Source organism: Pseudomonas monteilii, assembly GCA_001534745.1.
Lineage (GTDB): Bacteria > Pseudomonadota > Gammaproteobacteria > Pseudomonadales > Pseudomonadaceae > Aquipseudomonas > Aquipseudomonas alabamensis.
This window is the reverse complement of sequence record CP013997.1, coordinates 544,895-558,799: the sequence shown is the minus strand read 5'-3', so window position 1 is coordinate 558,799 and position 13,905 is coordinate 544,895. Positions and strand designations below refer to the sequence as shown.

The 13,905-nt window shown below is 63.2% G+C and carries 10 protein-coding genes and 1 pseudogene; 5 read left to right on the top strand and 6 right to left on the bottom strand.

Going from position 1 to position 13,905, the window contains the following annotated elements:
* Positions 1–352: 352 nt before the first annotated feature.
* A pseudogene (locus tag APT63_02595) lies at positions 353–907 on the bottom strand (MFS transporter).
* Between the two features lie 1,256 nt (positions 908–2,163).
* Here APT63_02595 and APT63_02590 point away from each other — a divergent pair.
* Both APT63_02590 and APT63_02585 read left to right on the top strand, forming a co-directional pair.
* Complete coding sequence (locus APT63_02590) at positions 2,164–2,478, top strand: hypothetical protein (GenBank protein ID AMA44597.1); 315 nt, start codon at positions 2,164–2,166, stop codon at positions 2,476–2,478.
* A gap of 76 nt (positions 2,479–2,554) precedes the next feature.
* Positions 2,555–2,902 (top strand): hypothetical protein, encoded by a 348-nt coding sequence (locus tag APT63_02585; protein ID AMA44596.1) that lies wholly within the window; start codon positions 2,555–2,557, stop codon positions 2,900–2,902.
* Between the two features lie 1,045 nt (positions 2,903–3,947).
* Here APT63_02585 and APT63_02580 read toward each other — a convergent pair.
* On the bottom strand, positions 3,948–6,470 hold the full coding sequence (locus APT63_02580; protein ID AMA44595.1) for an ATP-dependent helicase: 2,523 nt from the start codon (positions 6,468–6,470) through the stop codon (positions 3,948–3,950).
* 117 nt (positions 6,471–6,587) lie between these two features.
* Here APT63_02580 and APT63_02575 point away from each other — a divergent pair, with 117 nt between their 5' ends.
* Positions 6,588–6,998 carry a polyribonucleotide nucleotidyltransferase gene (locus APT63_02575; protein ID AMA44594.1) on the top strand — a complete coding sequence of 137 codons (411 nt, stop codon included), beginning with the start codon at positions 6,588–6,590 and terminating at the stop codon, positions 6,996–6,998.
* A gap of 25 nt (positions 6,999–7,023) precedes the next feature.
* Complete coding sequence (gene fieF / locus APT63_02570; GenBank protein AMA44593.1) at positions 7,024–7,893, top strand: cation-efflux pump FieF; 870 nt, start codon at positions 7,024–7,026, stop codon at positions 7,891–7,893.
* Between the two features lie 357 nt (positions 7,894–8,250).
* Here the strand turns inward: fieF and APT63_02565 are convergent, their stop codons facing one another.
* Positions 8,251–9,057, bottom strand: coding sequence for a hypothetical protein (locus tag APT63_02565; protein AMA44592.1), 807 nt, complete (start codon positions 9,055–9,057; stop codon positions 8,251–8,253).
* 398 nt (positions 9,058–9,455) lie between these two features.
* On the opposite strand from APT63_02565, the gene APT63_02560 reads away from it, so the two are divergent.
* The gene (locus APT63_02560; protein AMA44591.1) at positions 9,456–9,932 is read left to right on the top strand and encodes an AsnC family transcriptional regulator; all 477 of its coding nucleotides are present in this window, start codon (positions 9,456–9,458) and stop codon (positions 9,930–9,932) included.
* Positions 9,933–9,951: 19 nt separating this feature from the next.
* On the opposite strand, the gene APT63_02555 is transcribed toward APT63_02560, so the two are convergent.
* The 3 genes from APT63_02555 to APT63_02545 form a co-directional block, all read right to left on the bottom strand.
* On the bottom strand, positions 9,952–10,575 hold the full coding sequence (locus APT63_02555; GenBank protein ID AMA44590.1) for a pseudouridine synthase: 624 nt from the start codon (positions 10,573–10,575) through the stop codon (positions 9,952–9,954).
* Between the two features lie 6 nt (positions 10,576–10,581).
* Positions 10,582–12,045 carry an AMP nucleosidase gene (locus APT63_02550; GenBank protein AMA44589.1) on the bottom strand — a complete coding sequence of 488 codons (1,464 nt, stop codon included), beginning with the start codon at positions 12,043–12,045 and terminating at the stop codon, positions 10,582–10,584.
* A gap of 69 nt (positions 12,046–12,114) precedes the next feature.
* Positions 12,115–13,767, bottom strand: a complete 1,653-nt coding sequence (locus tag APT63_02545) for a DNA alkylation response protein (GenBank protein AMA44588.1) — start codon at positions 13,765–13,767, stop codon at positions 12,115–12,117.
* Between the last annotated feature and the right edge of the window lie 138 nt (positions 13,768–13,905).

Here is a 13,905-nt window from a genome sequence, read left to right as displayed (position 1 = left end):
GACTGAATCATTCATCATCAGCCCTCTCGTCATCATTATTGCGCGCTGTCGATGCCTGTGGAATCAAGCACGCTCACTCAAGGACGTCTTTTCATGATCACTTGCCATGTCCGATACATCATCGATCCTTACCAGGTCAGTGCATTCGAGCGCTATTCACGCGCATGGATCTCAATAGTAGAGCGCCTGGGAGGACAACATCACGGCTACTTCCTACCGGCCGAAGGCGCCAACAACGTCGCCTATTGCCTCTTTAGCTTCGCCACCCTTGCCGAGTACGAGCAGTACCGGCAAGCAGCAGCACACGATCCCGAATGTATGCGTCTGGTGGAAGAAGCGACAACGTTGAAGTTCATCGTGAGCTACGAGAGGAGCTTTCTTCGTCCTGTACTCGAATAGCCTCTGCACCGTGATCGAGTCCAGAGAGCGGGACGCCATGGCGCCTTCTCCCAAAGCGCACCACGGCACTCGCCCCCAACAGCACCGTCATCACCGTCACGATCAGAATGACGTACCGTGCCCCCAGGGGCGCAGCCAACAACGCCACCAGCAAACCCGCCAGTGGCTGGGACAGGTTGTTCAACAGCGTCATCACACCAACGGTCTTTCCGAAGTCCTGGGGCGGTATCACCTGCTGGCGAATCGTGCGCATGTAGACGTTGAACATCTTGTCGAACGCAACGATCAGCAGAAAGCCCACGCCATAACCGAACAGGCCCGGACTCAACGCCGTGATGAGTGCACCGGTTGCGATCATGCAGTAGCCGACACCGCCGAGTACCCGCAGTGACAGCACGACGCGAGCCAGCACGAACAGAACGACGATGGTCGCCACGGCCCCTGCCACCTGCAACGCGGCATAGCTGTCCTTGCCGGCGCCGTGCTGGCCGATGACCATGGCCGCTGATCATTGCTAATAAATTGGCAATGAGTGGAAAATTCAAAGAAGTTTATATGAATAGATCTTGTAGCTTTGCGAACAGCAAAGATGTATCTGCCCGGCGTCCAAATATTATGGCCGCTGACAAATCTGGAAGGGTTCATGCAATTGAGCTTGCTTCTAAAACTGATATAGGCAGGAAATTACCCTCTTTGACATCTCGAAATGAGGATGCAATGAAAAAAATGCCTATGCCCAATCGGGGAAAGATTGTAGTATTGAAACATCCTTACGAGGCTTCAACAATAAAAACAATGCTAGATAACTTGATTAGCAAGGCATAATTATAGGTAGATTGATATGCGCAATGCAAACGCTTTAGCAGTTTATGGGATAGAAGAAAATACCCCGAAAAAAATTTATGAAATAGGCATGATGTTTTTCGAGGTTATGGGTTTAAGCATCACAAGTGCCGCTTATTACAAATATCGCGAAGACAGATCAGAGGAGGACCTTAATCTTATAGATGTTTCGCTAAGTGACCTGAGACTTGCAATTGAGAATGGAAGCGCAACCTCTTTTAGGCTTTACCATGAAAGCAATAGCAGGGCTCTTTGGGATGCTTCCTTTGGTTATTCAACAAAGGATTTCGGAGGATTCTATCATATTGATGCTCAGGGGTTAGCCTCACATTTTAGTCAAGAAAAATTTTTAGAGTTTGCAAGCAATTTTTGCACAACGGGATCAATGGATTACGCGATTTTTTACTCTACTGATGATGTAACTGACGCATTCTATTATGCTGCAGGTGGAAATTTTGTAAGAGTGTATGACAATGAGGATCCAGATCTTTTCTACATGGAAACAGGAGGCGTGTTCGAAGGGGCGGAGCTTTACAAAAAAGAAAAGCTCAGAATGGCGTATTCTGCAAATGTTATAAATGATGCGCACTTAGAGTTACGGATTGGCGCTTATAGCTTGCGCGAGTGGATTTCAAGTGATGCATCACATGGTACTCTAAGGCAAGGACCTAGAAACTTGTGGTTTTGGACAGTGGATGAATGGGAGCTAGAGAAGGTTAATAACGAGCTGGGCGCGCACGGGGTTTTGATATCTTGGAAGCCTCCGAAGCCACCTAAAAAACCCAGAAAAATACCATGATTAATTCCATCATTGTATGGCGGGTGACGTGTCGGTCATGGGTCGAACCAAAAAAGATTCTAGTAAAAGAGATCGAGCAATGTCTTGGAGGGCAGGGTCAGTATTTTGATCGTGAAACCACATTGACCTTGCTCGATGGGCGCAAGATCAATCACCTGTATTACGGCAGCGGTCACCTGCACCAGCTAAACATGGACGGCCAGGTCATCAACGACATGGAGCGCGATGACCTGCATCGTGAGGTGTATCGCACTCAGGGCAAGCTTACCAGCTGCTTTGGCTACGATGCCACAGGCCGCAAGGCGTGGCAGTACGCCTCGACACTGCCTGCCGACAAGCTGTTGCAGGTGTACAACGCAGGCATCCAGACGGCGCTTTATGTGGAACATCGCTACAACGCGATCCACCGCCGTTACCAGCTAGAACCCGGTCGATGAACTGGTGCGCACGCTGGATAAAGTGCGTGGTGAGACCCAAGAATAAGACAGCTGATAGAAACCCTAGACGCGCCTGATGCTATACGACTTCATTGGACAGGGAGAAACCATGGACTTTAAACTTTGCAGCGTACCCATGCTCATGAGCAGAAACAAAAACGAAGACTACAAGGGCATGGTGCGGGAGCAACTCACGAACTTGATGGACTTCTTAAAAAGCGAAGAATTAATTTACGTCAATCCCTTCGATGCCTCGGGAAACCTAAGGCAAGACTTTGTGTTAAACGCTTCCGATTCGAGTAGCGAAGCCATTGAGTTGTTCAAAAAAGCCATTCCGGCCTGGTTTAACTATCTGGATACTGGTGGAGATGTAAAAAACCTGTCTACGCTAGAAAAGGCGCTAGCGTCACTGCGCGGCAAGTGAACCGGCGAGCGTAAGCGCTGGCTCGGGTTAAGATCAGTACTCTGGCCGAGCAGAAGCGCTTCCTATGGCGAAAGCTGCGGATACTGCGGGATGTTTGATCAAGGTTGTTAACGAGGTTGACGCATGGCAGCTGACAGTTTACACGAAGTACAAGCACTGGTGGCTTCTGATACTTACCAGGATGGGCTACTTAAAATAAAGGGCATAGCGAATATCAAGATTGAGCCCGCGTACGAGGACGTGCTCGCCAATCTTGATCTGGCTAAACTTGCAAGAGCACAAATTGACGCTGGAGACATATCTCGCACTTTAGGTGAAAACGGTCAGCAAATAATCAGCTACTCGATTGCAAAGCTTAACTTGATGTCTAGTGACGATGAAAATGATGGAGAGTACCCTCCAGGGGAGGAGCCTGAATCGCATGACAGAAGCAAAACAATTTCAGCTGGCACTTATTCTCAAGGTTTTTTACTGACCAATACAATTGAGTACCTCTTGGGAACAGAATCCCCAGAAAAACTACTTGCCTATTTAAAGCTATCCAGGATTCCTCATGCAAAAAAATACGCCGGACAGATTCTGGAGTTGATTACCTTGCATGGGGACAGGGACGAACAATAGCACATCTTAAAGGCGCTCTTTAGATTGTAGGTTTGATGCCAGATCAAATTTTACGTCCAACATGAGCATCCTTCAGGCGTGCGACCGTACCAACGAAATAGTTTGAGGTGAGAGCGCTGCCATGAAGTTCTACAAATTCAGTGATAGAAGCAAACATGACGTAACGAGCTGCACCGCGAGGGCTACCGTAGCCAGGACAAGCTCACCAATCGCTTTGGCTATGACGCCATAAAGCGCAAAGCCTGACAGTTCGCCTCGACGTTGCCTGCCGACGAGCTGATGATCATATTACGATCAAGCTCTCCCGATGCATCTGCCCCATACGGCACCTCTGAAACACCCTCCCACCTCGGCACTCCAGAACCCCAGTCGGCATCAAATCCACCCCTCCCCCAACGCGCCATCTGAAACACCCCGCCGCCCCTCAAACCTTCCTCGGCTTCGCCCGCGCCGTCGCCTCCGCCACCAACGGATCGTCCGGCCAGTCATGCTTCGGATACCGCCCCTTCAAATCCTTCTTCACCTCGTCATAGGTCGTGCGCCAGAAGCTTGCCAGGTCCTGGGTCACCTGCACAGGCCGGCGCCCCGGTGACAGCAGGTGCAACTTGAGCACCTGACGGCCACCCGCGATGCGCGGCGTCTCGGCCAGGCCGAACAGTTCCTGCAAGCGCACGGCCAGCACGGGGGGCTGTTCGCTGTAGTCGATGCGGATGTTCGACCCCGAGGGCACCGCCAGGGTCTGTGGGGCCTGGTTGTCCAGCTGCTGCGGCAGGGGCCAGGGCAGCAGGTTGCGCAGGATCGAGGACAGGTCGAGCTGGGCGAAATGGCTCAGTCGGGTGACTTTGCCCAGATAGGGCGCCAACCACTGCTCCAGCGAGGCGAGCAAGGCCGTGTCGCTCAGGTCGGGCCAGTCGCTGGTGCCGGTCTGGGCGAGGTCGAGGCTGCGCAGCAGTGCCACGCGGGCTTGCCACTGGCGCAGCTCCGGAGTCCAGGGCAGCAGCTCGAGGCCCTTGCGGCGGACCAGTCCGGCTAGGGCCTGGGCGCGTGCGTCGGCGTCCAGGTCGGGCAAGGGCTGGCGGTCGAGCACCAGTTCGCCGACCTTGCGTTGGCGTTCGGCGCGCAAGGCCCCTTCGCGTTCGTCCCATTCCAGAATGTCGACTTGGCGCACCTGTTCGCCCAGGACGGTCTCGAACAGCGCCGGGTCGAGGTCGGCGGCCAGGTAGATGCGTTCTTCGCGCTGGCCCTGGCGGCTGCCCAGGTCGGCGATGGCGAGCCAGGCGTGCTTCATCAGCGCGTCGGGCTCGCCGAACTGCGCGGCGCGGCCGTTCGCCAAGCGGTAGTCGCCGCCGCCGGCCTGGCGCTGGCGTGCAACGCGGTCAGGGTAGGCCAGCGCCAGCAGGCAGCCGGTCCACCGTGGATGCTCTGGGTCTTTCACGCTGTCGCCGGAGGCGCCGCGCAGGTGTGCGCGGTACTGCCGGGCCAGTTGTCGGGCGCGCTGGGTGCTGCCCTGCGTGCCTCGGGGTAGGCGTTGATCGCCTGCGAGCAGGGCCAGCCGGCTGTGCACGTCCGCCCCGCCGCCGCGCAGGATGTCGCGCTCGCCCAGCAAGGCGGCCAGGTCGCAGGCCTGCTGGGTCAGGCCCAGGGCGTGGCCGCGCAGCAGCACGTGGGCGATACGCGGGTGCGCGGGCAGTTCGGCCATGGCCTGGCCATGGCGGGACAGACCGCCCTCGGGCTGCAACGCGCCGAGGCGTTCGAGCAGGTCGCGGGCCTGGGCGAAGGCGGCGCCGGGCGGCGCGTCGAGCCAGGTCAGCTGGTCCGGCTCGACGCCCCAACGGGCCAGCTGCAGGGCCAGCCCGGCCAGGTCGGCCTGGAGGATTTCGGCCGCGCTGAAGGCGGCCATCTGTTCGTGCTGGGCCTGTGACCACAGCCGGTAGCACACGCCCGGCTCCACCCGTCCGGCCCGGCCGGCGCGCTGGGTGGCGCTGGCCCGTGAAATGCGCTGGGTATCGAGGCGGGTCATGCCACTGCGTGGGTCGAAACGTGGCGTGCGCTCCAGTCCGGCGTCGATGACCACCCGCACGCCTTCGATGGTGATGCTGGTCTCGGCCAGGTTGGTGGCCAGCACCACTTTGCGCTGTCCGGGCGGCGCCGGGTCGATCGCTGCCCGTTGCGCGTTCAGGTCGAGTTCACCGTGCAGCGGGCAGACCTGCACCTGGGGCGTCTGGCCCAGCGCCTCGTCCAGGGCCTGTTGTACCCGGCGGATCTCGGCCTGGCCCGGCAGAAACACCAGCAGGCTGCCGGTCTGCTCGTCGAGCGCCTCCAGGCAGGCCTGCACCACCCGTGGCTCGATGAATTCGCCCGGCTGCGTCGGCCGCCCCCAGCGGATGTCGACCGGGTGCATGCGCCCTTCGCTGGTGACGATCGGCGCGTCGTCGAGCAGGCGCGACAGGCGTTCGCCCTCCAGGGTCGCGGACATCAACAGGACCTTGAGCGGCTGATCCTCGCGCAACAGCTCGCGGCCGTTGAGCGCCAGGGCCAGGGCCAGGTCGGCGTCCAGGTTGCGCAGGTGGAACTCGTCGAAGATCACCAGCCCCACGCCTTCCAGCGCCGGATCGTCCTGCAGGCGGCGAGTCAGGATGCCTTCGGTGACCACCTCGATCCGCGTGTTCGGCCCGACCTTGCTGTCCAGCCGAATGCGGTAGCCGACCGTTTCACCGACCCGTTCGCCCAGCTCGCTGGCCATGCGCTCGGCGGCGGCGCGGGCGGCCAGGCGGCGGGGTTCGAGCATGACGATGGTCTGGCCCTGCAGCCAGGGTGCATCGAGCAGGGCCAGCGGCACGCGGGTGGTCTTGCCGGCGCCCGGCGGCGCTTCGAGTACGACTTCATGGCGTGCCTCGAGGGCTTGGCGCAGCGCGGGCAACACGGTATCGATCGGTAGTGAAATCATAGTGGTCCTCAGGCGAGCGGACCAGTATAACGGCGAACCGGGCCTGACTCGTCACGGTCCCATTCACGGAGGCCGGCGTTTGCCCGCCTCGTTGCGCCCTTTTTCGCGGAGACTCCCATGCGCATTCCCACTCGCCTGATCGGTGGCGCCCTGATCGCCACGCAACTGACCGCCTGTGGCACCTTGTTCTACCCCGATCGTCGCGGTCAGATCGATGGCCGGGTCGACCCGGTGATCGTGGCCCTGGACGCGGTCGGCCTGCTCTTCTACGTGATCCCGGGGTTGATCGCCTTCGGCATCGATTTCGCCACGGGCGCCATCTACTACCCGGGCGGCGTCACGGCGCAGGTCGACCCGGCCACCTTGCGACCGGCGATCAATGCCGATGGCCAGGTGGACAGGCTCAAGCTGCAGGCGATCCTCGAGGCCGAGCTGGGCCAGCGCCTGCCGCTGGACGATCCGCGGCTGATCCAGCAGCGCGGCAGCGTCGAGCAGCTGGCGGCGCTGAACACGGTGCCGGCGGCATGATCCCGTCACGGCGCGGAGCCTGGGCATGACCCCGAGCGCCGAGCACCAGCGCCTGCTGCGACTGGCCACGCGGGCGTCGCTCACGGTGGCCTGCGTGCTGGTGATCAGCAAGGCGCTGGCCTGGTGGTTCAGTGATTCGGTCAGCCTGCTGGCCGGGTTGACCGACTCGGCGCTGGACGCGGTGGCGTCCCTGCTCAACCTGCTGGCAGTGCAGTACGCCTTGCGCCCCGCCGATGACGACCATCGCTACGGGCATGGCAAGGCCGAGGCCTTGGCCGGGATGGCCCAGGCGCTGTTCATCGGTGCCAGTGCGGTGATCATCGCCGTGCAGGCGGTGGAGCGCTTGCAGTCGCCCGCGCCGCTGGGCAATACCACGGCCGGTATCGGCGTGATGCTGCTGTCGCTGGTGTTGACGGTGGGGTTGCTGGCGTTTCAGCGCAAGGTCGTGCGCGTCACCGGCTCGACGGCCATCCGTGCCGACTCGCTGCATTACCGCTCCGACCTGCTGCTCAACGGCAGCATCCTGGTCGCCCTGCTGCTGGCGCGTTTCGGTTGGCCACAGCTCGATGCGCTGTTCGGCCTGGGGATCGCGGTGTACATCTTCTGGAGTGCGGTGCAGATCGCGCGGGAGAGTGGCGGCATCCTGATGGACAAGGAACTGCCCAGTGAGGTGTCCGAGGCCATGCGCGCGTTGGTGTGTGGGCTGCCGGGTGTGGTGGGCGCGCATGACCTGCGCACGCGGGTGTCGGGGCACCGGTGGTTCGTTCAGGTGCACCTGGAGTTGCCGGGGGAGTTGCCGTTGCATGAGGCGCATGCGTTGTGCGTGGAGGCGTCGGCGCGGATAAGGGCGCGTTATCCACAGGCCGATGTGATGGTGCATGCGGATCCGGTGTGAGGTGGGGGCTGGGTGGGCAGTGTGTGCCGGTATGAGCGGGATCGCTGATTTTACGGCCCCTGCGGGGCCGATCGCGGCACTGGGGCCGCTCCTACACCCGTAGCCCACACCGCAGGGTTGCAGGCTATCGCGGTCATCTGTGGGAGATTCTAGGGTTCTGCCAAGTGCCGATATGGGCCGATCGCGGCACAGGGGCTGCTTCTACACCCGTAGTCCCACCACGATGTTGCAGGCCACCGCGGTCATCTGTGGGAGCGGCCCCTGTGCCGCGATCGGGCCCGCAGGGGCCGTAAAACCAGCGATGGGGTGGCGGCAGTCAACCCGAACAGGTCAGCGACATGATACCGCCGCCACACCTCAATTGACGCTGTAACCGCGCCCGCTCAGGCACGCCCCCAGCGCTCGCCTGTACACCTGCACGCCGTCACCGGGTGGTGCATACCCGGCACCGGCCGGGTCGAACCCCGACTGCTCCACCGCCCAGCGATGGCACTGATAGCGATCCTGCTCCTGCTGTTGCGGCGGCTGCCCCTGCGCCGGGTAGGCGATGACGTCGTAGCCGTTGCCCTGCCCCTCGGCGCCCGCCGACACCTGCCCCACCTGGGCCGGGTCGACCACCACGTATTCCCCGCTCTCGGGCTGGTACTGGTAGTAGGCGTCGGCCACCCCGTAGAGCAATGTACCGCCCGCCCACACTTCACGGGCATAGGGCGGCAGGTAGCCGACCCGCGCGCCGAATGGCGGACGCACCACGACGTAGCCCGGTCCCTGGGGCTGGTACCAGTAGCCCCCCGAGAAGAAATACTCCCGCCCACGATAGGGCACTCTCCAGTAGCGATCGGGAAACTGCCCGATGGCCTGGCCCGGACGATAGCGCGGCCCTGGCCCCCAGCCATCTCCAGGCTCGCCAGGCCGCCCTCCCCACCCGTCGCCAGGACGTTGCCCGGGGCCGCCTGCCTGCCAGCCGCGCCCATCGCCCGGACGCCGTGGAATGTCCTGGTAATACCCGGGACGCGGCGGCTGGGTCTGGCGCACTTCGTCGCGCGACTGCAACGGGGAGTGGCCGGGACCGGGGCCGGCATTCGGGTCCTGGGCCCAGGCGGGCATACCGCTGGCCATGCAACACACCGTCAGTGCCGCCCACTGCCATACACGCGACGTCATGGAATTGCCCTCGATAGGGAGATGGTTCGATTAAGGCGCAGTCTATAACGCCGCCAGCGCATGCAGACGAATTTCAGGCATGAAAAAAGGGAGGCCCGAGGGCCTCCCTTCTGGAAGATAGAGTCCGTGCTCGACGCTTGTGGCGTCGGCTCACCTCGCCTCGTCTTCTGGACGGGGCGTAGCCCGGGGGCCTGACGACGCCTGTAGGAGCGTCTGGCCGCAACCGCCTGCCTAAGGTCGGTCGCCGTGGACTGATGTCCGGGCAGTGATTCTGTGGATAACGATAAGGGATCGGCGGCGGCAGAGGATTGCTAAGATTGCTGGATTAAATATGACTTGCGCAATTTTTGACTCAAGATCAATAATTCGCCGCAATCCAGATAGAAAAGGCTTCTGCCATGAGCAAACTTGACCGTTACGACCTGAGCATTCTTGCCGAATTGCAGCGCGACGCGCGCATCTCCAACCAGGAACTGGCCGAACGCATCGGCCTGTCGCCCTCGCCGTGCTCGCGCCGGGTCAAGCAGCTGGAAGACGACGGCTACATCGCTCGCCAGGTCGCCCTGCTCGACCGCAAGAAGCTGGGGCTGAGCCTGACCGCCTACGTGCTGATCGGCATGGACCGCCACACGCCCGAGCGCTTCGAAACCTTCGAAGCGGCAATCCGCAGCCTGCCGCAGGTGCTCGAATGCTGCTTGGTGACCGGTATCGACGCCGACTACCAGCTTAAGGTCGTGGTGCCCGACATGGATCATTACCAGAAGCTGCTGCTAGGCAGCCTGACCCGCATCGAAGGCGTCACCAGCGTGCGTTCGAGCTTCGTGCTCAACCAGGTCCTGGCCAGCACCGAGATGCCGCTGACCCACTTGCGGTAAGGGCGGCTGCAAACGGCCGCTAGACCTCACCCTCCCGCCACGTCCCAGGCTCGAGCCCGTCGATAGTCCAGTCACCGATGCGCACGCGCACCAGGCGCAGGGTGGGCAGGCCGACGGCAGCGGTCATGCGCCGGACCTGGCGGTTGCGGCCTTCGCGGATGACCAGTTCCAGCCAGTGCGTCGGCACGCTCTTGCGAAAGCGCACCGGCGGGTTGCGTGGCCAGAGGGTCGGCTCGTCCAGGCGCCGCGCCTCGGCGGGCAAGGTGAGGCCATCGTTGAGCTGCACGCCCTCGCGCAGGCGCTGCAGCTGCTCGTCGTCAGGCTCGCCCTCCACCTGCACCCAGTAGGTCTTGGGCAATTTGTGCCGGGGGTCGGCGATGCGCGCCTGCAGGCGCCCGTTGTTGGTCAGCAGCAGCAAGCCTTCGCTGTCACGGTCCAGGCGACCGGCCGGGTACACACCGGGCACGTCGATGTAGTCCTTGAGCGTGGCGCGCCCTTCGCCGTCGCTGAACTGCGTCAGCACGTCGAACGGCTTGTTGAACAGGATCAGCCGCGTTTCAGCAGGGGCGGCCTTGGCCGGGCGGCGCGGGCCGGTGGGCCGCGTCGAGGGGCGACGCGGCGTGGGACGGGACGGCGGTGGCATGCAACCTCAGCGGAACGGCGGCTCATCGAAGCTGCGCAGTTTACGCGAATGCAGCGCATCCAGCTCGGTGCGCAACAGGTCGAGGGCGGCAATGCCGATCTTCAGGTGCTGGCTGACGGCGCGGTTGTAGAAGGCGTTGGCCGAGCCGGGCAGCTTGATCTCGCTGTGCAGCGGTTTGTCCGAGACACACAGCAAGGTGCCGTACGGCACCCGCAGACGATAGCCCTGGGCGGCGATGGTGCCGCTTTCCATGTCCACGGCAACGGCGCGCGACAGGTTGATCAGCGGACGCTCCTGGGCCCAGCGCAGCTCCCAGTTGCGGTCGTCGTAGGTCAGCACGGTGCCGGTGCGCAGACGCTTCTTGAGCTGGTCGCCCCGCTCGCCGGTGATCTGCGCCGCCGCTTCCTGCAAGGCCAGCTGCACCTCGGCCAGCGCCGGAATCGGGATGTTCGGCGGCACCACGCGGTCGAGGATGCCGTCACGGCGCATGTAGGCGTGCGCCAGCACGTAGTCGCCGATGGTCTGCGATTGGCGCAGGCCGCCGCAGTGGCCGATCATCAGCCAGCAGTGCGGCCGCAGCACGGCCAGGTGGTCGGTGATGTTCTTGGCGTTGGACGGGCCGACGCCGATGTTGACCAAGGTGATGCCGTCGCCGTCGGCGGCGATCAGGTGATAGGCCGGCATCTGGAAGCGGTGCCAGACCACGCCGGCGACCAGGGCCTGCACCTGGTCTTCCGGCACGTCCTTCTCGATCACCACGTTGCCTGGCAGCACCATGCGCACGAAGCGCGGGTCCTGGCGCAGCTGCTCCAGGCCATGGGCGACGAACTGGTCGACGTAGCGGTGGTAGTTGGTCAGCAGGATCCACGGCTGCACGTGGCGCCAGTCGCTGCCGGTGTAGTGCACCAGGCGGCGCAGCGAGAAGTCCACGCGCGCGGCGTCGAACAGCGCCAGCGGCAAGGTCTCGGCGCCGTCCCAGTCGTGCAGGCCGTCGGCGATGTCATCGGTGGCCGCCGACAGATCGGTGCTGGGGAATACCCGCGCCAGCTGGGCAGCGGTGATGCCGCTGCCGGCCAGCTCGTCGCCCTGCTCGACCACGTACGGGTAGGGAATGTCCTGGGCGCTGGCACCGACTTCGACGGTGACGCTGAAGTCGCTCATCAGCGGGCGCAGCTGCTCGAGCAGGTAGTTGCGGAAGGCCTTGGGCTGGGTGATGGTCACGGTGTAGGTGCCGGCAACCTGGACCTTGGCGTAGGCCCGCGTGGTGACCGGCGCATCGCCCTGGCAGTAGTAGGTCAGCCGCAGCGCCGGGTAGCGGTACAGGGCACGCTCGTCGGCATCCGGTTCGGTGCGGTCCTTGAGGTAACGTTTCAGGGCCTGGCTGAGGGCACCGGTGGCTTGTTCATGCAGCGCCGCGAGACGGTCGACGGCCTGCTCGGGGGTATCAACGACAACGAACGCTTGGCTCACACTGTGTTTCCTGTCTGGACTTGCAAGCGTTCCATCTTGCCTAGGTTCACCGGCAAATACACCCCCTACTCAGCCCGGCCAGGCAGGCGTCGCCCGCGCCAGCAGCGCCCGCACATCCATACCGCGCGGCAGACAGCCGTAGGCGCGCCCGCCCGGCGCCAGGCGGCTGCCGATGAAGGCGTCGCTGACCCTGTCGTCACCGGCCTTCAGCAACACGCTGGCCTGCAGCGCCAGGGCGATGTCCTCGCTGAGCTGACGGGCGCGGTAGGCTTGGTCTCCAGGATCGGCCAGTGCCCGCTGCAAGGCGGCCACGTGCCGCGCCAGCCGTGTATCGCCATGCCCGCCGTCCAGTTCGTGCCACAGAGCCTCGGCGCATGCCGGCGTCTTGGCCAGGGCACGCAGCACGTCCAGGCACTGCACGTTGCCCGAGCCTTCCCAGATCGAGTTGACCGGCGCCTCGCGGTACAGCCGTGGCAGCACGCTGTCTTCCACATAACCGGCGCCGCCCAGGCATTCGGCGGCTTCGTTGATCATGCCCGGCGCACGCTTGCAGACCCAGTACTTGCCCACCGCCGTCGCCAGCCGCACCAAGGCCACCTGGCGCGGATCGGCCTGCTGGTCCAGGGCCTGGGCCAGGCGCAGGCTCAAGGCCAAGGCCGCTTCGCTTTCCAGCGCCAGGTCGGCGAGCACGTTCTGCATCAAGGGCTGCTCGGCCAGCGGGCGGCCGCCGACCTGCCGGTGCGCGCAGTGGTGGGTCGCCTGGGTCAGGGCCTGGCGCATCAAGGCGCTGGAGCCGAGCACGCAGTCGAAGCGGGTCAGGCTCACCATCTCCAGAATGGTGGCCAGGCCACGGCCTTCTTCACCGACCATCCAGGCCAGGGCACCGCGCAGTTCGATCTCGCTGGAGGCGTTGGAGCGGTTGCCGAGCTTGTCCTTCAGGCGCTGGATATACAGCAGGTTGCGGCTGTCGTCGGGCTGGTGTCGGGGCAGCAGAAAGCAGCTCAGGCCCTGGTCGGTCTGGGCCAGGGTCAGGAAGGCATCGCTCATCGGCGCCGAGCAGAACCACTTGTGCCCCACCAGTTCATAGGGCTGCCCAGGGCCGGGCTGGCCCACCGGCCAGGCGCGGGTGGTGTTGGCGCGCACGTCGGTGCCGCCCTGTTTCTCGGTCATGGCCATGCCCAGGGTGACCCCGGCCTTGTGCGCCGCCCCGACGTTGCGCGGGTCATAAGTCGGCGCCAGCACCTTGGGCAACCAGTCGGCGGCCAGGCTCGGCTGGCGACGCAAGGCGGGCACGGCGGCGAAGGTCATGGTCAACGGGCAACCGCTGCCGGCATCGGCCTGCATGTGCAGGTAGACCAGCGCGGCGCGTGCGACCTGCGCCCCTTCGCCAGGCGAAGCCCACGGCAACGCCGGCAGGCCATGTTCGACAGCGGTGCGCATCAGTGTGTGGTAGGCCGGGTGGAACTCCACCAGGTCGATGCGATGGCCGTAGCGGTCATGGCTGCTGAAGCGCGGCGGGCAGCGCTCGGCAAGCAGGCCGGCCTCGCTCAACGGCCCCCCGGCCAGCGCGCCGTAGGTGTCCAGGCGTGCCTCGGCCCAGGTCGCACCGTGGCGTCGTACGCCCGCCTGCAACGGCAGGTCCAGGCGGTACAGGTTGGCGCCGTCCAGCGGGGGCGGCTGGTTGGTGACCGTGTGGGTCTCGGCGAACGCGCGCAGGGGCATGGGACGACTCCCGATTCGGGGCAGGTCAGGACAGTGAAGCAGCGCCATGCCGGATGCTCAAGCGGGCGGCCTGGCGCGCGCCACGCGTCGGAGCAGAAGGCAGGCGTCACAGCCATGGGACGGAGGCACCTGGAAACG